The 20,577-nt window shown below is 33.5% G+C and carries 20 protein-coding genes; 13 read left to right on the top strand and 7 right to left on the bottom strand.

Features of this window, described 5'->3' with window-relative positions; all coding sequences use genetic code 11:
- Window positions 1-58: 58 nt before the first annotated feature.
- On the bottom strand, window positions 59-940 hold the full coding sequence (locus tag BR44_RS04610; protein WP_034550902.1) for a helix-turn-helix domain-containing protein: 882 nt from the start codon (window positions 938-940) through the stop codon (window positions 59-61).
- Between the two features lie 364 nt (window positions 941-1,304).
- Here BR44_RS04610 and BR44_RS04605 point away from each other — a divergent pair, with 364 nt between their 5' ends.
- The 5 genes from BR44_RS04605 (at window position 1,305) to BR44_RS12030 (ending at window position 4,075) form a co-directional block, all read left to right on the top strand.
- The gene (locus BR44_RS04605) at window positions 1,305-1,565 is read left to right on the top strand and encodes a hypothetical protein (RefSeq protein WP_034550900.1); all 261 of its coding nucleotides are present in this window, start codon (window positions 1,305-1,307) and stop codon (window positions 1,563-1,565) included.
- Window positions 1,566-1,783: 218 nt separating this feature from the next.
- The gene (locus BR44_RS04600; RefSeq protein WP_034550898.1) at window positions 1,784-2,497 is read left to right on the top strand and encodes an alpha/beta fold hydrolase; all 714 of its coding nucleotides are present in this window, start codon (window positions 1,784-1,786) and stop codon (window positions 2,495-2,497) included.
- 13 nt (window positions 2,498-2,510) lie between these two features.
- The gene (locus BR44_RS04595) at window positions 2,511-2,963 is read left to right on the top strand and encodes a PH domain-containing protein (RefSeq protein WP_169740190.1); all 453 of its coding nucleotides are present in this window, start codon (window positions 2,511-2,513) and stop codon (window positions 2,961-2,963) included.
- A 492-nt stretch (window positions 2,964-3,455) separates the two neighbouring features.
- Window positions 3,456-3,767 (top strand): ABC transporter permease, encoded by a 312-nt coding sequence (locus tag BR44_RS12035; protein ID WP_051912525.1) that lies wholly within the window; start codon window positions 3,456-3,458, stop codon window positions 3,765-3,767.
- A 32-nt stretch (window positions 3,768-3,799) separates the two neighbouring features.
- Window positions 3,800-4,075 (top strand): ABC transporter permease family protein, encoded by a 276-nt coding sequence (locus BR44_RS12030; protein ID WP_281173129.1) that lies wholly within the window; start codon window positions 3,800-3,802, stop codon window positions 4,073-4,075.
- A gap of 45 nt (window positions 4,076-4,120) precedes the next feature.
- Here the strand turns inward: BR44_RS12030 and BR44_RS11060 are convergent, their stop codons facing one another.
- Window positions 4,121-4,777, bottom strand: a complete 657-nt coding sequence (locus BR44_RS11060; RefSeq protein ID WP_051912520.1) for a YslB family protein — start codon at window positions 4,775-4,777, stop codon at window positions 4,121-4,123.
- Between the two features lie 150 nt (window positions 4,778-4,927).
- On the opposite strand from BR44_RS11060, the gene racE reads away from it, so the two are divergent.
- The 5 genes from racE (at window position 4,928) to BR44_RS04560 (ending at window position 9,871) form a co-directional block, all read left to right on the top strand.
- Window positions 4,928-5,737: a glutamate racemase gene (gene racE, locus BR44_RS04580; RefSeq protein ID WP_034550894.1), complete on the top strand. Its 810-nt coding sequence runs from the start codon at window positions 4,928-4,930 to the stop codon at window positions 5,735-5,737.
- 25 nt (window positions 5,738-5,762) lie between these two features.
- Complete coding sequence (gene rph, locus BR44_RS04575; RefSeq protein WP_034550892.1) at window positions 5,763-7,127, top strand: ribonuclease PH; 1,365 nt, start codon at window positions 5,763-5,765, stop codon at window positions 7,125-7,127.
- Window positions 7,128-7,140: 13 nt separating this feature from the next.
- Complete coding sequence (locus tag BR44_RS04570; protein ID WP_034550891.1) at window positions 7,141-7,656, top strand: metallophosphoesterase; 516 nt, start codon at window positions 7,141-7,143, stop codon at window positions 7,654-7,656.
- 103 nt (window positions 7,657-7,759) lie between these two features.
- Window positions 7,760-8,236 (top strand): cyclic-di-AMP-binding protein CbpB, encoded by a 477-nt coding sequence (gene cbpB, locus BR44_RS04565; RefSeq protein WP_034550890.1) that lies wholly within the window; start codon window positions 7,760-7,762, stop codon window positions 8,234-8,236.
- A 363-nt stretch (window positions 8,237-8,599) separates the two neighbouring features.
- A complete protein-coding gene (locus tag BR44_RS04560) occupies window positions 8,600-9,871 on the top strand; it encodes a RidA family protein (protein WP_034550888.1) in 1,272 nt (423 codons plus the stop codon).
- 362 nt (window positions 9,872-10,233) lie between these two features.
- Here BR44_RS04560 and BR44_RS04555 read toward each other — a convergent pair whose 3' ends face one another.
- The 3 genes from BR44_RS04555 to BR44_RS04545 form a co-directional block, all read right to left on the bottom strand.
- Window positions 10,234-11,382: an MFS transporter gene (locus BR44_RS04555; protein WP_034550886.1), complete on the bottom strand. Its 1,149-nt coding sequence runs from the start codon at window positions 11,380-11,382 to the stop codon at window positions 10,234-10,236.
- Window positions 11,357-12,511 (bottom strand): MGDG synthase family glycosyltransferase, encoded by a 1,155-nt coding sequence (locus tag BR44_RS04550; protein WP_245592920.1) that lies wholly within the window; start codon window positions 12,509-12,511, stop codon window positions 11,357-11,359. Before BR44_RS04550 ends, BR44_RS04555 begins: the two co-directional genes overlap by 26 nt.
- A 141-nt stretch (window positions 12,512-12,652) precedes the next feature.
- Window positions 12,653-13,549: a mechanosensitive ion channel family protein gene (locus BR44_RS04545; protein WP_034550885.1), complete on the bottom strand. Its 897-nt coding sequence runs from the start codon at window positions 13,547-13,549 to the stop codon at window positions 12,653-12,655.
- Between the two features lie 325 nt (window positions 13,550-13,874).
- Between BR44_RS04545 and BR44_RS04540 the strand changes: the two genes are divergently transcribed.
- The gene (locus tag BR44_RS04540; protein ID WP_034550883.1) at window positions 13,875-14,297 is read left to right on the top strand and encodes a DUF948 domain-containing protein; all 423 of its coding nucleotides are present in this window, start codon (window positions 13,875-13,877) and stop codon (window positions 14,295-14,297) included.
- A gap of 72 nt (window positions 14,298-14,369) precedes the next feature.
- Entirely contained in the window at window positions 14,370-15,026 is a 657-nt protein-coding gene (locus BR44_RS04535; RefSeq protein ID WP_051912518.1) for a YtxH domain-containing protein, read from the top strand.
- Between the two features lie 142 nt (window positions 15,027-15,168).
- Here BR44_RS04535 and BR44_RS04530 read toward each other — a convergent pair whose 3' ends face one another.
- Window positions 15,169-16,266, bottom strand: a complete 1,098-nt coding sequence (locus tag BR44_RS04530) for a M24 family metallopeptidase (protein WP_034550882.1) — start codon at window positions 16,264-16,266, stop codon at window positions 15,169-15,171.
- Between the two features lie 247 nt (window positions 16,267-16,513).
- Between BR44_RS04530 and ccpA the strand changes: the two genes are divergently transcribed.
- A complete protein-coding gene (ccpA, locus tag BR44_RS04525; protein ID WP_034550881.1) occupies window positions 16,514-17,518 on the top strand; it encodes a catabolite control protein A in 1,005 nt (334 codons plus the stop codon).
- Window positions 17,519-17,571: 53 nt separating this feature from the next.
- On the opposite strand, the gene BR44_RS04520 is transcribed toward ccpA, so the two are convergent.
- Window positions 17,572-20,412, bottom strand: coding sequence for a transglycosylase domain-containing protein (locus tag BR44_RS04520; protein WP_084676155.1), 2,841 nt, complete (start codon window positions 20,410-20,412; stop codon window positions 17,572-17,574).
- Window positions 20,413-20,577: the final 165 nt, after the last annotated feature.

Raw genomic sequence — 20,577 nt, 5'->3', positions numbered from 1 at the left:
TATAAAAATAAAGACTGCAAGCGACTTCTGTTTGGTGAACAGAAGTCGCTTGCAGTCTTTATTTTTTATTTTTAATATAATAGTCTAACTCTTGTTCTAATTCTTTCTTGATATCCCATTCTTCAATAGCTTCAAGAAGTTTAAGACCTTTTTGAATAAAGTGATCACCCTCTTTGTCTGTGCACGTTTTTTCTAAAATAATTCCTTTTCTTACATATAATACTGCCAGCATAATATATTTGGATTCTTTCTTGCTTTTTATAATCAATTCTTCGATTTGAATGAAAGCTTGTTTAAAATCTTGATCTTCCATTAATAAAAAAATTAAATTCATTGAGAAAGCCATTTGCAATTTAGAGGCTTCTTCAAAATGGCGATAATAATTTAAGTCTACTAAGGCACGTTTAGAGATAAATAAAGAGGTCTCAGCAGGGAAAAAGAATAAGATGTTATTTAGCAAACGCAGTTCTGTTAAGTACCATTTATCCATTTTTTCTAGGCGAAACCAGACTTTTTCTGCATGTTTGCAAGCTTTCTTCAAATCATTAGTCTCAGCTAAAGTAAGTGAGGCATTGTAAACTTCAACGATGTCTTTAATAATAGGATCATCATAATTTGCTAGGTAACATTCAGCTTCAGCTTTTAATTTTTTTAAAAGTTTTACATCAGAGTTGGTTGTAATAGAATTAAACTGAAACAAAATTGCTTCTTTTTTACTTAACTGATAAGAATTATGAATATAGAAGAATTCTTTATGTGACATATCCAAGTTAGTAAGAATTTGGAAATATTTTGTTATGTTAGTAGTGATATCTTCGGATTCAAACCGTGTATAAGTTGAGCGGTTCATGGCGTTGCGAGCAACGATTTCTTGTGTATAGCCTTTATTTTCACGTATTTTTTTTAAAGCTGGTCCAAAAGATTGACTAGGTTTGGTCATTATGAGCACCTTCTTTTTAATTTTTTAAAAACTAATGTTACTATATGCACATTATATAACAAAACCCTATTCATTTGCTATACTATGTTTATAGAGCGGAGGGATGACATGAAAGCAGACTACATTAAGGTCTTAAAAAAACTTGTGGCAATCTTACCAATACTTTGGTTCATGGGTGGCTAGACGAATATCGTATTAGCTGCCAAGACTACCGTTTTCCAAATGACTTGCTGATTGACCAAATGATAAATGAGGAATGAATTTGGAGAATAGGAGGAGTCGCACACACACACAGATAAAATGAACTTCTACGTTTAAGTAAGAATAATGAGAATTTTATTTTCATAAAGTGGGAGAGGGAATCATGGATAAAAAACAGTTAAATGTAATATATGCCTATATTATTGAAGGAAAAGATGCGAAAAGTACATTGAACATAGCTGAGGAAGATTTGATTGAAAACGCAGACGGTATCCTTGATTGTCCTTTTGATAGTGTTTTAAGAAAACACAATCTCACTTCAAATGATTTAAATAAAATGCATGTAAGTAAACTTACATTTGTAAAATTTATAAATGAAGCAACCATTACATTAAAAACAATTGAATTAAATATAAACTTATAAATTGAATAGAGTATCAAAACCCCCCCCTGTGTTTTGGTATACGATTTGAACACTGGTCTTTGGAGAGAGACACGTGTTCTTTTTTTTTTGTTAAAGAAGCCACTTTTTATAAAACACTCTAAATAAAGAATAAAATAAAAAGCAAATAAAAGTATGTTAAACTAACTTAAAGAGATAAAAAATCAAGTCAAGCACTAAAAATAAAAAGGATGAATAGTATGGAAGAATGTTATATTCCAACAAAAGAGGTTCGTTTGTTTTGTCAAGTAACTGGAGCAGGAAAACCCCTACTCTTATTGCATGGTAATGAAGAAGACCATACAATATTTAATAATCAAATAACTTATTTTAGTGATTTTTATCAAGTTATTGCAATGGATAGTCGAGGTCATGGACGCTCTGGACACGTTAGAGGTGAGATGACATTTAAAAAAATGACAAACGATATTATTAACGTATTGAATTATTTTCAACTGAATAAAGCGGATATAATCGGGTTTAGTGATGGTGGGAATTTAGGTCTGTATTTAGCATCACATTATCCAAAAAGAGTGGATAATCTTGTTGTTGTCGGTGCTAATTACAAGCCAGAAGGATTGAAAAAAAAAGATTTCTTACAAGTGAAAGGACTATATTATTATTTGAAACTATTAGGTTTCATTTCTAAATCTAAAAGACGACGCAAAGAAGTAATTGATTTGATGTGGCACCAAATTAAATTTAATGATGCTGATTTAAAGAGAATAAACGCACGAACGTTAATAGTAGTTGGTGAAAATGATGTGATTCAAAAGAAACACACGCAAATGATGCATAAATTAATAGCTGAAAGTATGGTTATTACTATACCGGAAACAACACATTTTTCAATGATTGAAAAACCAGATGTATTTAATGCAATTATTAAAGATTTTCTATCAGAAAAAATTTAAAGGGGCGTGTACAATGATGACATTTCGTACAAAGCGAGACAGTTTTTTACTTATTTTATTTTCATCGAACAGTTTTTTATTGGTTATTAGTCTGATTGTAGTTTTGACAAACGTATCATTTAACCAATGGTTTACTTGGATAGGCTGGATATTTTTGACACTTGCCTTGCTATCATGGTTAGCAGCTGCTTGGTTTATTGTCTATACTTTCAATAAAGATAGCTTACGAATACGAAAAGGAATTTTTACCAAAAAGATTCAATACGATCAGGTGATAAAAGTACAAGAGGTTCACTATCGATTAGCCGACCTGTTAAATGGAGAAAGAGCACTAAGCTCAAAAAATGGAGTGATTCTTCAGTACCAAACGAAAGTAGGGATGAAAATAATCAAACTATCTCCTGAAAACAAACAATCTTTTATAGCGGAATTGAAAAAACAAGTTCCAAAGATAAAAATAGACTAATTAAATAAGTAATGAACTTGAATCATCAAAATAGTTTATCGAAACCTACTAACTGTCTATTAAGATGCTGTTTTTTCATTTGCTTTATGGTGTTTATGGCCAATATGAATCCAAATTTTTTGTTTTTATTATCTCGTAAACAATGTCAGGACGATATTTAAATGGACAAGTTTGGGCTAAAAAATAGTCAACTTGTCTATTTGTTTTGGACAAGTCGGAAAGCTTTTTTTAAAACTTGTCAATTTTTGAATAGGGTATGATAAACTAACCGGTACGATCAAATTAATCTCATAGCAGAGAAGAAAAGAAAGATTAAACGTAAATTTTATGAGTTGTCACTCTATAATAGTAGTTAATAGAACGTTGTTAATAGAAATAAAAAGATTCCTAAAAAAATACTATGAATCATTCAGAATGAATGGAATTAACCTATATTTTTTTGTTTTATTTGCTTCTCTCAATTGAAAAATAATAGAAAAAGGGACACGAATTATGGAAATTGTCTTATCTAGTGTGAGTTCCTCTGTTCACTTTTTTGGTAAATTAATCGGAATTTTATTAGTTTGTCTTACTCAAGTAGTTATTTATGGCGTGATTGGTTTTATTGCTTATCAAGTTGGTAAGGAATTTGAAATAGTGCAAACCATTATGCAAGGGATTGATATCAAAGAATTGTTACAAGGTTTATTGGGATACTCGGCAATTTATTTTGTATTAGGGATTATTCTATACTCTGCTATTGCTGCCTTTTTGGGATCACTTGTATCCAAAATAGAAGATGTCAATAAAGCAGTATCCCATTAATTTTTCTTTCCATGATTGGTTTCTATGCTGGAATGTTTGCATTTGCCAGTCCTAATCAAATGATTGTCAAAGTAGCTTCATATATTCCTTTTTTCACTCCAATGGTCATGCCATTTAGAGTGGCTAGCGAAACGGTTACAGCTACTGGAAATATACTAGCTATTCTTTTAATGATTGTTTTTACTGTAGTTTGCTCATATGTTTCACTCATTCTCTATCGTTCAAATGGTTTAGTTTATTCAGATGCGGGTATGTTCAAAACGATGAAAACTTCATGGAATATCATGCGTAGCGAAAAGCAAAAGTAGACAAAAAAAAGGTATCGAGACAACTATACTCAATACCTTGTGTTATTATTTTTTATTGTGCTTTGAAGAACGAGAAGGCAATTCATCAAAAACAGCAGTCTTATTCTCTAACTGAATGTCTTCCGATTTATCGATAGTAGGTAAAGTATCCGCTAGTACATTCAACTTTTCTTTAGCTATTTTCCCAGGAAAATCCAACGAGTCTGGTTCTTTATTTTTTTTATTTAAAGTAAAAAATGCGTTATTTTGTTCGATTGGTTCTGAATCTTTTGCATCCTGTTTTAATATAAGTAAAACACTAAGATTTTTTGTATCTAATTCATAAAAGGCCTCTGTATAATTGCTTTCTTGTTGTTGAATTTGTTCTGCTAGAAATCCGGCTTCTAAATTAAAAGATAGGGTTTTAACAGCTTTGATTCGGCTTTCGACAAAAGAGCCAGTCAATCGGTAAACAATGGCATGATGATCCCGTTTATCTAGCATGAGAGTTCCAAATCCCGCTTTTTCGAAAAAAAGAATAATATCTTGAATAGAGCAAAGAGGGTATTGTCTTGCAATCTCTTTTCCAGCCCAATATAAAATTTCATTTGTTTCATTTCTTAATAAATTAGGTATTAAAACATCACGCAGTAAAGTTTGTCCAAAAAAAGGACTATTCTCTTCAAACAAATTTAAGTCAATGGTTGTTTTTTGTTCATTCATTCTTTTTCACCTCGCAGTTTATACTAATCTAGTATAACGTGCAATAGAGTAGAAACCTATCTTTTTTATTTATAAGACTTGAATTCTTCGTGAAAAAAAGAGAAGATAGAGCTAACAAATAAATTGACTTCATATAAAGGTTGTTAAAACATGAAAAAACAAGCGATAGGCTTTATTGATTCAGGAGTAGGTGGATTGACAGTCGTTAAAGAGGCTATTCGGCAACTACCGAATGAATCTATCTACTATGTCGGAGATACTGCCAGGTGTCCTTATGGTCCTAGGCCAAAGGAACAGATTTTAAAATTCACTTGGCAAATGACTCAATTCTTATTAAGTAAAGATATTAAAATGTTAGTAATAGCATGTAATACAGCAACAGCAGCGGCCCTAGTAGATATTAAAAAAAAATTAGCTATTCCTGTAATAGGAGTTATTTTACCCGGTAGTCGGTCAGCTATAAAAAGTACTCGGAATAATCAAATTGGCGTAATTGGAACAGAAGGTACAGTTAAAAGTAACGAATATAAAAAAATGATTCGTTCTAAAGATACTAAAGCGATGGTTACAAGTTTAGCCTGTCCAAAATTTGTTCCATTAGTTGAAAGCAATGAATACGATAGTGCTATTGCAAAAAAAGTTGTTGCTGAAACCTTGCGTCCTTTGAAAAACGCAGGATTAGACACGCTAATTTTGGGTTGTACACATTACCCGTTGTTACATTCTATTATCCAAAATGTGATGGGCGATTCTGTCACGTTAATTGATTCAGGTGCAGAAACAATCAGTGAAGTAAGTACTATTTTAGATTATTTTAACTTGGCTGTAGATAGTCGAGATAGCAAAAATACAGAATATAATTTTTATACCACAGGATCGATTCAAATGTTTGAACCGATTGCTTCACAATGGCTCAAAATAGACAATATTAAAATAGAACACATTAAATTAGGCCTTTAAAAACGTCTTTAGAATAGAGGGAATTATGCGAAAAGATACAAGAAAAAATAATGAACTTCGTCATGTTACAATTGAAACAAACTATTTGAAACACCCTGAAGGTTCAGTATTAGTTACTTTTGGTGATACAAAAGTCATTTGCAATGCTACGATCGAAACAAAAGTTCCACCATTTATGCGAGGGCAAGGAAAAGGCTGGATTCATGCCGAATACGCTATGTTACCTAGAGCTACAAACACAAGAACCATTCGTGAATCTGCAAAAGGGAAATTAACAGGCAGAACAATGGAAATCCAACGTCTCATTGCTCGTACATTACGCTCTGTGGTTGATTTGGATAAATTAGGCGAACGAGCTATTACAATCGACTGTGATGTCATCCAAGCAGATGGAGGCACTCGCACAGCCAGTATTACAGGTGCTTTTGTGGCGTTGAAAATCGCCATTTTAACATTACTGGAAAGTGGTCAAATAAAAGAAGATCCTATCAAAGAAAATATTGCTGCTATTAGTGTTGGAATAACAGAAAGCAATGAAGTATTATTGGATTTAGATTATTTAGAAGACAGCTCTGCTAGTGTTGACATGAATATCGTTATGACAACTAGTGGTAAGTTTTCAGAAATACAAGGGACAGGTGAAGAGTCAACATTTTCAGGTGCTCAATTAATGGATATGCTTGAACTTGGAGAAAAAGGGATAGAAGAATTAATCCATATACAAAATCAAGCAATCAAAGAAAGTTCTTCAAAACAAATAAATCTTGGCCTTGTTCTGTCCGATACTATTTTAATTGCAACTAATAATCAGGGTAAAGCACGCGAATTCGAAGCTTTATTTGCTAAAAAAGGAATCCAAGTTAAAACGCTGCTGGACTATCCAGAAATTCCTGAAGTAGAAGAAACAGGAACAACGTTTGCTGAAAATGCACTATTAAAAGCAGAGACGATTGCAAATAGGTTAAATGTAATGGTGTTAGCAGATGATTCAGGCTTAAAAGTTGACGCTTTAGAAGGACGACCCGGGATTTTTTCAGCACGCTATGCGGGTGAACCCAAAAGTGATGCAGCAAATAACGCAAAACTTCTACACGAATTAACGGATATTCCCAGTGACTTACGCACAGCACAATTTCACTGTACCCTAGCTTTAGCCTTTCCTGGTAAAGAAAGTTTAGTTGTCGAGGGTGAAGTAGAAGGTAGAATACTAGGTATACCGCGCGGCGAGAATGGTTTTGGATACGACTCTTTGTTTTATGTAGTGGATGCTGGTAAATCAATGGCAGAATTATCTGAAACAGAAAAAAATAAAACTAGCCATCGTGCACAAGCTTTAGTAAATTTAGACCAAGTATGGGATAACTGGTTAAGCGATCAAATAAATGAATAATGAGGTGGATGGAATGAAAGTATTAGTCGTAAGCGATAGTCATGGCGATCGAGATATTTTAGTAGAGCTTATTAAAAAGTATAAAGAAAAAGTTGATGCAATGATTCACTGTGGGGATTCTGAGTTAGCTGAAACAGATTCAGTTTGGCAAGATATGATGACTGTAAAAGGAAATACGGACTTCGAACAAGCTTATCCAACAGTGCGCACTGCAGAAATTGATCAGGAACAAATTATTTGGGTTCATGGGCATTTACATGATGTGAAGAAATCTAAGCAGACGCTGTTATTAGCTGCGAAAGAAGCACAGGCTAAGTTTGCTTTTTTTGGGCATACGCACGAATTAGGAGTAGAAATACTAGATGGAATTTTGATGTTGAATCCTGGGAGTATTTTATCGCCCCGTGGAGCCTATCGAGTAAAAACATATGCAATTGTTGAAACGGTTAAAAACACGATTCAAGTGACGTATTATAATAGACTGCATCAACCAATTGAGGAATTAAACTATTCATTTACTAGGTCATAATAAAGGATAACTAGAATAATGGTGTGTAATATACTATTATTTTAGTGTGTTTTCACTTAAAATGGATGAAGAGGTTCATTAGTGAGAAAGGAAACTGATAGACATGATAGGTAAAGAAATCGGGAAAATGTTATTAGAAAATCAAGAAAACTTTTTAATTCCTGCAGAACATGTGGCTCATATTCAAATGACCAACCGCTTAGACCATGCGTTATTAGTATTAACAAAAATAGGTTATACTGTTATACCCGTTTTAGATTCAAAATTTAAAATACGAGGATTAATTTCTATGTCTATGGTTATTGATGCAATAACTAGTATTGAAGATGTCGATTTTGATAAGCTTGGAGATATCCGTGTTGAAGATGTGATGCAAACAGATTTTGCATTAATCGAAAATCCTTATGATTTAGAAGAAGTTTTACATTTGCTCGTTCGTAACTCGTTTGTTTGTGTGGCGGCATCAGATGGAAGTTTCACCGGTATTGTAACGCGTAGTGAAATACTTAAAGCAACCAATAGAATTGCTCACGAGTTTGAAAATAAATACGATGTAAAACGCAAAATAGAGTGTGTATAAAACGCAAAATAGAGTGTGTATAAAACAGAAATATAAAAATGGAACTTTTGGCATAGGATTACAGGTGCGTTGGAATTGACGCTTACGTACACAACACAATACAGAAGATCGTTACGGGCTGCGTCGAGATGATTCCATCTTTTTGATGTAGCCCTTAACGGTTATTGTCTAGAAAAAAGTGCAACACAAAAATAAGTCATAAGAAATATGTAGTCAAAATGATGAAAGTTTGCTATAATTGCGTTTATGTAACCGCTTTAGCGGTTATTAACTCAAGTTCACAGCAGAAATTAGGCATTAAAACCTTGATAGAATTAGGCTGAAACTGGAGGTAATAAATATATCTAAAAGGGGATAACTATTATGACTAACTATAACGCAGTATTAGCAAGAAATACAAAAAATGCGCCAAAAAATATCGGACCCTATTCACAAACTGTAGCTTACTCTCATTACAATAATCTTTCAGCTCAATTGCCTATCGATCCAAAATCTAACGAATTAGTAGCGGGCGGTGTAAAAGAGCAAGCTGAACAGTGTTTTAAAAATATTAAGGCAATTTTAGACAGCATCGACCATATTATGAATGACATTGTTAAAATCACTGTATTCGTTAAGAATATCAAAGATGTTGATGCTGTAGACGAAGTCTACAAAACATTCTTCTCAAGCTATCTTCCTACACGTACGGTAGTAGCAGTTGCTGCTTTGCCTATGGCTGCTTTGGTGCAAATTGATGCACTTGTTTCACACGGTGAAGGTACAATTCCAAACGCACCACAATCAGGCGATCTTATTAAACTTACAAATAACACAGCAAATGCGCCAATGAATTCTTTATCTACTCAAGCTGTGGCTTTTTCGCATTACAATAATCTTTCAACTCAGTTACCTATCGATCCAAAATCTGGTAGATTAGTATCCGGTGGGGTAAAAGAGCAAGCTGGACAATGCTTAAAAAATATCAAGGCAATTTTAGAAAGTCTTGACGTTCCTTTTGACGATATTGTTAAGATTACTATCTTCCTTAAAGACTTCTCAGATATTGAAACTGTAAACGAAGTGTATACAACATTTTTCCCAGACTCAGCTATTGCTAGAGCCGTAGCTTATGTTCCTGCACGGACAGTAGTTGCAGCATCAGCTTTACCTATGGCTGCTTTGGTACAAATTGAAGCAGTTGTGTCACACGGAGACGGAACACCACCACAACTTATTGAAGATAGACATGGTCTTATCTTGGAAGCAAACAACACAAAAAATGCACCAATAAGCTCTCTATCTACACAAACTGTCGCTTTTTCTCATTACAACCATCTTTCAGCTCAATTGCCTATTGATTCAAAAACAGGTGAAATGGTAACGGGTGGAGTAAAAGAGCAAGCTGAACAGTGTTTGAAAAATATCAAGAAAATTATCGAAAGCGTCGATCACGTTATGGAAGATGTCGTTAAAGTAAATGTATTCCTTAAAAATATTGCAGATATTGATGCTGTAAACGAAGCTTACAAAACATTTTTCCCAGAAGGAACCCCTGCACGTACAGTAGTTGGCGTATCAGCTTTAACTGGAGAAGCTTTAGTTCAGATTGATGCAGTTGTATCAAATGCTGAAGGAACGCCTCCAATAGCATAAAGGGCATTCATTTATAAATACAGGAACTATCAACGTTACTTGTTAAAGCCGACAATGAATGAGAAATCGCATCTCCTAATTATAAAAATAGGCTGTCTCAAATGAAAATTGAGATAGCTCTCATTTCTTAACCACTCAGATGAAAAAGCATCGAGATTTTAGCCGATTGGGGCAGAAATCTTGATGCTTTTTAATAAATTTAAAGAGAATGCAAAATAGAAGGAATAAGAAAGATTGAAAGTTGATTAACTATAAAAGGGAAATAGAAAAGGTATAAATAATTTTTTATCTATTCTAAAATTTTATCTATTCTAAAATTGAGGCATTCGAGAATAGTTAACACTTCCATTGAACATAATAACCTACTTGACAATCATATAGAATATAGCAAGCAAAATAAAAAATAAACCACTAATGAGTACTGTCAGTCCAGAACCAAATGTAGCAAGCAATCCTCCGATTACTGGTCCAAGCATAGTACCAATTCCTTGAAATGAAGAGATAATTCCCCAACTTACGTTTTGGTCATCTGTTTGTATATTGCTTGCCACAAATGCATTCCAAGAAGGCAAATAGGCAGTATAAGCTATGGCAAGTAGAAAGACCATGATAAAAATGAGGATTAAAGATTTTGCTGTTGTCAGTAAAATGAGGCCTGATCCAAAAAAGACAAATCCAGTAATAAACATGGCTTTAGTTTTAAAATAATCAGTTAACCGTCCTAAAGGAATCATAAAAAGAGCAGCGGTGACACCAGCTGTTGTAACGAGTAGCATATAGTGACGGTAATCTAATAGAAGATTCTGTAAAACAAACGTTGGAAGAATAGGAATCATCATCCCAATAGCGATACTTTGAACTAAAGTTCCGGGCAAAATTTTTCTACTTCTAATAAAAACTTTAATGGCTTGCTTAAAAATATCACCGAAAGATTGTTGTTTTGCATTAGGATTGGGATGATTTCCTGAAAAACGGAAAAAGATGTACGCAATCCCGACAAAAATAGGCAATAGCCAATAAGCAAATAAAAAATGATCAATCATTAGATAATTCATTAGTATGACTCCACCCGCAATACCTAAAAGCCAGCAAAAGTAAACTAGCCCCATATTTGAACCACGTTTACCCTCGGTAGCTCTCGCTAAAACAATAATCCAAATTGGACAAGCTCCTAAACCTAAAACAACAGAAGCCAACAAAATAATAAATAAATGAAACTGAAAAAGAGGAACAGAAACTAAAGCTATAAGACTTGTAAACAAAGAAAAAGAAACAACCTTTTTAACACCAAAACGATTCATTAAAAATCCTATTTGAAAATTAGAAAAAGCATCACTTATGAAATGTAAACTGACAGCTAAACCTACGAAAGCAACAGAAAACTGATTTCCAATCGCTGCTTGTACGGGTAAGTAACTAATAACATACGCAGCTCGGACATATTCTATCAAAAGCAATGACAATAACAAAAAAAGGAAATGTCTATCAAGGATTGATGGTTTTTTTTCCATGTGAATTCTCCTTTGAAGAAGTAGTCTTTTTACTAATGGTTAAAACTTTATCGATGATTGTAGCAGCAGCGGTAGGATAAAAATACTTTTCCATATTCTTTTTTAACTCAGTAGAAAAAGAAGTATTCTTTAATAAAAAGAGAATAGCTGGGACTATTTCTTCTTCTTCATGTGTTATAAGAGCCATTCCTTCTATTTCAAATAGTTTGGCATTATCAAATTCTTGTCCTGGAACAGCGGGTGTTAAAACTAAAGGAACTTGGATGGCTAACGCTTCTGAAAGGGAAATACCACCAGGTTTAGTGACCATTATGTCAGCCTGTCTCATAAGAGAGGCCATATCTTCTACATAGCCTAAAATAAGTATAGAAGAGATACCTGTAAACTTAGTTAGAAGTAAGTTATAAAGCTCATGATTTCGACCGCAGACAACAGTAATGTTTAAATTATTTTGGTGATAAAGCTCTTCAATTAAAATAGGGAGATTTTTTATAACACCAAAGGCCCCAGCTGAAATCAATAATTCCTTTGGATGAACTGAATCGTTTGTTTTATTAGAAAAGAGCGTTTTTGTATTGTAGAATTCTTCTTTGATGGGTATGCCTGAGATCGTTATTTTATCAGAAGATATACCAGAGTTTGTTAATTCTTTTTTTAAAGATTTGCCAGCTATAAAGAAATGATCGATTTCTTCAGAAAGCCAACGAGAATGTAAAGAAAAATCAGTTAGTACATTTACAAAAGGGATATTATGTTCATTTTTTTGTTTATAAATAGGCAAGGCTTGCATTGGAAAAGTATTAATAACAACGTCAAAATCATAGCTATTCATTAGTTGACTTATGCGCATGTATCCATAGCGGTCAATAATACGATCAATTCGAAAGTCTGTTAAGCGCGCATCTGAATTATAATATAAAAACCCATAAATACTTTGGCCTTTAGTAAAGCTTTTCAGATACAGTTGTTTAGTGAAACTAGTGAGGATAGGATGAGCCTCGTAAAATAAATCCGAAATAACAATATCGGTGATGCCACGTTTATTCAACTCAGCAACCAAAGCATTTGTTACTTCCAAATGTCCGTTTCCATAACTGCCCGTTAAAATTAAAATTTTTGGGGTTGTCAATATATTTCCAGTCCTTTCATTCAATTAAAAATAGTCCTTAAAACAAAATCATAACGTTAGTTTATTTTCTTTTTAATAAAAAGTCTATGCGACTTTCGACATAGCGAGTAAAACCATACTCCATAAACGATGCAAAAAAACTTAAGTAGCCATTTTTATTGGAGTTGACGGAATGACAATGCCTTCTTTGGTTAATGCAGCAACATATTCTTGGAAAAAAGTATTTTGAATAGAGTACTGACTACCGTGGAGTGTGAAAATATGAATTCGCACTGCTAAAAAATTATCCCCAATATCCATTAAACCTAAACTAGTTGGTTGTTGAGTGATTTCAGGATGCAAAGGAACTAATCGGTTATTTACTTGTTCTATGATTGCATTCACTTTTACCATATCAACATCAGGTTTCATTCGAATATCTATTTGAGCACGCATGTCTTCTCTAGATAGATTGCTGACAATTGTAATGTAACGATTAGGTACAAAGTTTAGCGTTCCATCAAAACTTTTTACGATAGTTGTTTTTAAGTTGACATCGACAACAGTACCTGTAATGTCACTGAATGTAACAACATCCCCAATGTCCACTTGTTTTTCGAGTAGAATAAAAAAACCGTTCACAATATCACTGACAAATCCTTGTGCCCCTAAAGAGAATGCTAAACCGACAACACCAGCACCAGCCAACAACGTGCCAACAGGAATTCCAATTTCTGAAAGAATAGCATATGCTAGAAAGAAACCAAGCATGGCATTGTAAATGTTGTGGGTGAGATTATCCAAAGTATCTAAACGACTTAAAGAAATATGTTTTTTTCTTCGGTAATTTTGAAAAGTTCTAGTAATAAATGCATTTCCAATTTTTTTTATTACAAGAAAAATAAGAAAGAAAAGAAAGATTTGGATTGTTTTTGAGATACCAGCAGATAATAAATAGTTCCAATCGATATTTTGCCAAAAATCTATAAAAAAAGATGTTTGTTCTGCAACGGAATCTACTACTTCTGTAGTAACAGAACTGTCTGGTTGATTATTCATTGAAAGACTCCTTTGGACATAATTTTTGAAAACAGCTTACTATTTTTAATCATAACAAATTAATAAAAGAAAGGAAAATAAACCTAGCAAATTTTTAACTATCTTAATAATTCTAAAATGATTTTAAAGAAGAAATGAGACTTCTTTTTTTATTTGGTAATCGGTATCATATCATTTGAAGTGGTAAAAACGATATGGTATTCTAAATATGAAGTGATTTTATTATACTTTGCAGTGAGACGATTATTTTTTTAATGGTTCTTCATTTGTAAAATAGCATAAAATTGAGTAATCATAAATAAAATGAAGGAAGTGAGGAACTAACATGACAGGTGGAGAAGTAGCAGCTTTAATAGCTGCAATAGCATTTGCTGCATTAGTCGTTTTTTTAATTGTGGTATTATTAAAAGTTTCAAAAGTAATCGAAGAAGTTTCTAAAACTGTAAAAGAAGCAAATAGCAGCATCGAAGTAATAACTAAAGACGCTGATAGTTTGTTAATTGAAGTGGAAGGTCTATTGAACAAAACGAACACAACGCTTGATGATGTAAATGGAAAATTAAGCAAAACTGATCCTGTATTCCAAGCAATTGGAGATTTAGGGATGTCTGTATCAAGTTTGAATTCGTCAACACGTCATTTAGCAGAACATGTTTCTGGTACAACCAAAAAAACAGTCAAAGCAGGAATGGTAACAAAAGTTGGGAAAACAGCTTTAAATTTAAATCGAAAACGAAAGTCAAACTAACCGAACTCATTACGATAGACTAATTAGATAAGTAAAATAAAATAAGTTAACTTGAAAAGGAGAAAATTAATTATGACAAAAAAACATGGTTTTTTATTAGGTACACTTATCGGAGCAGCAACAGCTAGTATTACGGCATTATTATTTGCACCTAAATCTGGAAAAGAATTACGCGATGATTTAGCTAAACAAGCCTCAGATGCTAAAAATACAGCGAAAGATTATTCAGATATTGCAAAAGAAAAAGGAATAGAAATTAAAAATGTAGCTAAAGACGCATCAGATGATATAAAACTTAGTTTAAAAGATACAGCTTCTCAAATGAAAGAACAGTTAACCCAAACTTCTAAAGAAGTAGGAGCTGACTTGAAAGATATTCATGAAGAATTAATGGATAATACGGATAAAGTTAAATCTGATTTAACATCAACTGCTGTTGATACAAAAGAAGAGGTCGCATCAACTATTGATGATGCAAAGGCAAATATTAAAGATACGTCAGAAGATTTAGCAGACATTGCTACGGATACAAAAAAAGATGTAAAAGTTGTAGCTAAAGATGTATCAGAAGATGTAAAGAAAAAAGCTGATGAGGCTAAAACTGAAAAAGAAGAAACTGATTTAAAAACCGGAGTAAAATTAGATTCAGACTCATTAAAAAAAGAAATTGAAAAAAATACGATGGATTATAGTTCAAATCAATCTAATTCATTTGATACTAAAAAATAGTCAACGGTTCATAAAATTTCTGAACAACTAAAAAAATCAGCTGATTTGAAAGACCGTAAAACAAATAATACAAATGTAGATTTTTAACTATTAGAAAAAGATGCTATTTTCCTATTGAAAAAAGGGGAATAGCATCTTTTTTTTAAATAATTGATTGAAAGGCTGTAGATGTTTTTGTGAAAAGTTCGCAACCATTTTTTGTTACATATAAGCAATCTTCAATTCTAACACCTGCAACTTCTGGTACATAAATTCCAGGTTCTATTGAAAAGCACATACCTTCTTTAATGATTAACTCGCTGTCCTTCATGATGGAAGGGTGTTCATGGACGTTGCTTCCTAATCCATGTCCAAGACGATGGGTGAAGTAGTCTCCATATCCTTCTTTCGTGATAATATCTCGTGCGATTTCATCTAATTGTCCAGCAGTTACACCAGGTTCCACTGCTGCAATAGCAGCTTGGTGAGCTTTAAGAACAACAGAATAAATTTTTTCAGCTTCTATTGATGGCTTGCCAAAAATAGCTGTCCTCGTAACATCACTAGTATACCCGTTACAAACTACTCCTAGATCGAAAAGAACCATATCATTTTTTTTAACTTTTCTTGAACCAGGGATACCATGCGGACTAGCAGCGTGGTCGCCAGCTAAAACCATCGTTTCAAAACTCATTTCTTTTATACCTTGTTTTTTTAACTGGTATTCAATTTCCGCAACGATTTCTTCTTCAGAAATACCTTCTTTGATACTATTAAAGCCAATTTCTAAAGCTTTATCTGCCCACTTTCCAGCTTCTATCATACGGTTTATTTCATCAGGATTTTTGATAAGCTTCATTTCTTGTATTTTTTCTGATATATTTATAAATTGAGAGTTCTCAAAAAAATAAAGGAGCATTTCATAACGTTCCACAGTTAAAAACGCTTTTTCAATTGCAAATCTATTTGTACCAACTATTATTTCTTGTATTTTTGTTGAAATAATAGACCAAGGACTTTCATTATCTAGATAGCCATAAACAGAAAAAGACCATTCACTATTTTCTGCATCATTTACTTCTAAAGAAGGCGTGAAAAGAAAGGGATCAGCGAAAGGGAAAGCAACCAAAGCTGAAATTCTTTCGTGAGGATCACTTTTATAGCCACTGTAGTAAGCAATATTTTCCGGATCATTAATTAATACGCAGTCCGTTTTAGTTTCTTTTAACCATTTTTTTAACTCATTTAGCTTTTTGTTCATTATAGTTTAACCCCAACTTTCCAAAGTATCTTAATCTTTTCTAATTGTATCATTGAATAAATAAAAAACGTAAATAAAAAAGAATAAAGATAAAAAAATAAATAGAAGAATACAAATTAATGAAAACTCAAAATGAAACTTTCATGAAAACGTAAGTAAAACGCTTGCATTATGCGTGAAAGTCTGATAGATTGTATTAGGATAATACGAATGAACAAAATAAACTCAATTAAAGGAGATAATATATATGGAAAAACAAACGATTACAATTTATGATGTCGCTAGAGAAGCGGATGTATCAATGGCGACTGTTTCTAGAGTTGTCAACGGAAATCCTAATGTTAAGCCAACTACTCGAAAAAAAGTACTAGATGTTATCGATCGTTTAGATTATAGACCAAATGCAATTGCTCGTGGTTTAGCTAGTAAAAAAACGACTACTGTAGGGGTAATCATACCTGATGTTACAAATTTATATTTTTCATCATTAGCTAGAGGGATTGATGATATTGCTACAATGTACAAATACAATATTATCCTAGCTAACTCTGATCAAAATGATCAAAAAGAAGTAAATGTCTTAAATACCTTATTGGCAAAACAAGTCGATGGTTTAATTTATATGGGACATAAAATCACAGATGAATTGCGTGCTGAATTTTCACGTTCAAAAATCCCGGTAGTATTAGCAGGTACAGTTGACCCTGACAAGCAAGTAGGTAGTGTGAATATCGACTATGAAGCAGCAACAGAAGAAGCAATTGCTGAGCTACTAGCTAAGGGTCATCAACGTGTTGCGTTCGTTTCTGGATCTCAAAAAGATGAGCCCATTAATAGTGTTTATCGGATGAAAGGATACCAAAAAGCTTTAACAGATGCAGGCATCCTGTTTGATGAAAGCTTAATTTTTGAAACAGATTATACTTTCTCAGCTGGAGAAGAAATCTTTTCTAAACTAGCTGAAGCAAATGCAACAGCAGCTTTTGTTGGAGATGATGAGCTAGCAGTTGGTATTTTAAATGGTGCGTTAGACTCAAATCTTCGTATACCAGAAGACTTTGAAATCATTACGGCTAATAACTCAAAATTAACTGAAATGGTTCGCCCTAAATTGAGTACAATTACTCAACCTTTGTATGATATCGGCGCTGTTTCTATGCGTCTATTGACAAAATTGATGAATAAAGAAGAAGTAGATGAAAAAACAATCATCTTACCTCATCACATTGCCAACCGTGGAACTTCTAAATAAATTAAAAAACCCGACTGAAGATTTCTCTTCAGTCGGGTTTTTTAGGGGTTGTATTAATCAGATTCAGTCTTCTTTTTAGCTTCAGACTCAGCTTTAGCCTTGGCCTCTGCGTCAGCCTTCTTTTTAGCTTCAGCTTCAGCTTGTTTTTCTAGTTCTATTTTAGCCTTGGACTCTGCTTCAGCCTTAGCGTTATCCTCTTTTTCTTCTTTAGCTTTTTTCTCTTCTGCAACTTCAGCTTTTTTATCAGCTTCAGCTTTTGCTTTTTCGGCTTCAGCTTTTTCTTCGGCGGTAGCAACTCCACCCCAAAAGTCTTTTAAGTCTTTGTTACTTGCGCCAACAGCAAAATTATACGTAGCTGCTTTTGGGAGGTATTTGCTATTAAAAATTTCTGTCTTTGTTTCACCAGAAACAGTTATTTCTTTTCCATCAGCTAATTTAACTTTTCCAGCTTTTGTACCAGTCTTTTCATTTACAGTTGCCGGAACAATTCCTTTAGGTTGTTGGAAAGATTGGTTGGCTCCCATAATAGTTGGGTTAGCGTTATTAATGGCGTTAGCAAGTTGAGCCCAGTAAGTTCGATTTCTGCTTCCGGAACTACCAGCACCAGAACTTAGATCCAAATAATTTTCTTCAACAGAGTTGTCATACCCAATCCAAGAGCTCAAAGTAACTTTGGGTGTACTAGCAATGAACCAAATATCTTTTTGCAAATCTGAAGTTCCAGTTTTACCAGCTAAGTCAGCACTAAAAGTCAATTGACTTTCTACATCAGTAGCCGTACCAGCAGCTAAAACATCTCGCATCATATCAATAGTAAGATACGCTGTTTGAGGAGTAAAGACTGGGTTGGATTTCTCTTCATGTTGATAAAGAACGTCACCAGCTGAATCTTCAATAGATTCAATCATGTAATTTTCTGTATGTGTCCCCTTATTTGCTAAAGTAGAGAAAGCAGTGGTTTGTTCTAATACAGATGCTCCACCGTCAGTTCCACCTATTGCTAAGGAAATATTTTTATATTCTTCCTCTGCAATCGAATCTGTTCCTATCCCCATTTTTTGGAGGTACTCCCCAGGAACAAATGATTTTTGCATCTCCATATAGATCCTTGAAGCAACAATATTGCTAGAAGCAGCTAATCCTTTGCGGGCACTAATCCATGTCTCGGGAACGCTGTTGCCGTGATTTGTAATTTCATGGGTACCAGTAACACCATCAGGGACGACTAATTTTGTTTGAGGAACAATAGTAGCTGGTGTAATGGTCCCGTTTTCCAACGCTGGAGCATAAACTAAGATAGGTTTTATAGTAGAACCGGGAGATCGATTGGTATCAAACGCATGGTTTACTTGTGAGAGATTAAAATCAACTCCACCGACAAAGGAAAGAATAGCACCTGTTTCATTGTCTAGTAAGACACTACCATTTTGAACGGGTTCAATGATTGTAGTTGTTTCACCGGTTTCTGGATTCTTCCAGTCGATTTCTTTTTTATAACCTAAATTTTTAGCATTACTAGTAACGACATTTTGCATAGCATCATAAGCAAATTTATCAATAGTTGTTTTAATCTGATAGCCGTTCATCCGCATTTTTTGATCGGCTTTTTCATAATACTCATCGTATAAACTTTTATCAGCTGCTAAATCAGTAGCAGTAAACTTATCTGCTGTATACAGTTGTTCCATTAAAACTTTGCGTGCTTCTTTTTCAACGGCATTATAGATGTAAGAATTATTTTGCTTGGTTGTTGTATCTTGTTGGACGAAGTCCGCTGCTAGATCATAGCTTTTTGCTTTATCGTATTCTTTCTTAGTGATAGAGCCTTCGCGGTACATCCGGAATAAAACCTCATCTTTTCTAGCGAACCCAGCGGATAAATCATCTTTAACTTCACCATATTGGCTATATGGACTATATACGATAGGGTTTTGTGGTAACCCAGCAATGAAAGCGGCTTGTGGCAGGGTCAATTTTTTTGAAGCAACACCAAAGATGCCAGAAGAAGCTTCATGTAGACCGGCAATATTTTCTCCGTGATTATTTCGTCCAAAAGGAGAGACGTTTAAATAGGATTCTAATATTTCATCTTTTGAAAAAAAATTTTCAAGACGATAAGCAAGTAAGATTTCATTAGCTTTACGTTTAAATGAAACTTCATTCGTTAGAATTTGTTGCTTGACTAACTGTTGGGTCAGAGTAGAACCTCCAGAGACTGAACTAGCCCCGGTAATTTCTTGAAAAAGTGCACGAGCAATAGCTTTAGGCACGACTCCGTTATGCTCGTAAAAATACTCATCTTCTGTTGCTATAATGGCCTTTTGAACTAAATCAGACATATCTTCTAAAGGCATTGTTGTTCTTTTTAAGTCTGTTCTTAAATCACTGATTAACTCTCCGCCAGCATAATAAATAGAAGAAGTCGTTTCAATATTCTTTAAATCAGCATTCATTTCTTTATACGTAGGTGGTTCGTCTTTAGAGACTAAGTAAGCAAAGTAGCCTAATCCTGTTCCACCTGCAAATGCTACACCAACTAAAAGAAAAATGATTAAAGCAATAAAAAGGTTTTTTAGAACGTTGTAAGTGACATTAAAGCCAAAAAAGAAGGAATGATAACGATTCGATCGTGTGCTTTCTTCATTATTATTTTCTGGATTTTTTTTAGTGATAGTATTTTTAATATTCTTACTTTTCACAACAACCCATCCTTTTGCAGCCAATAAAATACCAATAAATTTGTCATCAAGTGTTTCAGGATTTGTATTTGGTTGTTTTGATTCTACAGGAGAATGGTTAGATGAAGTAGATTGTTGAGCGTCGGACTGGTTGCTTTGCTCTTTTCTTTTCTGTGTGAAAGAAGACCATTTTTCTTTCAACTTTTTTTTAATCATCGTAAAAAATTTTTTTAATTTTGCTAAGAAAAATGGAATTGTATTTTTTTCTGAATCTTTCAAAATGATTTCACCTCAAATTCATAGTCTTGATTAAAGTTACTCTGTTAATTATATCAAAAAGTTACAAAAAAACCTAACTTTTGAATGGAATAGGTGATAAGA

The organism is Carnobacterium funditum DSM 5970 (genome assembly GCF_000744185.1).
GTDB classification, from domain to species: domain Bacteria; phylum Bacillota; class Bacilli; order Lactobacillales; family Carnobacteriaceae; genus Carnobacterium_A; species Carnobacterium_A funditum.
Note: the sequence above shows the minus strand (reverse complement) of the source record. Positions and strands in the feature narration are given on the sequence as shown.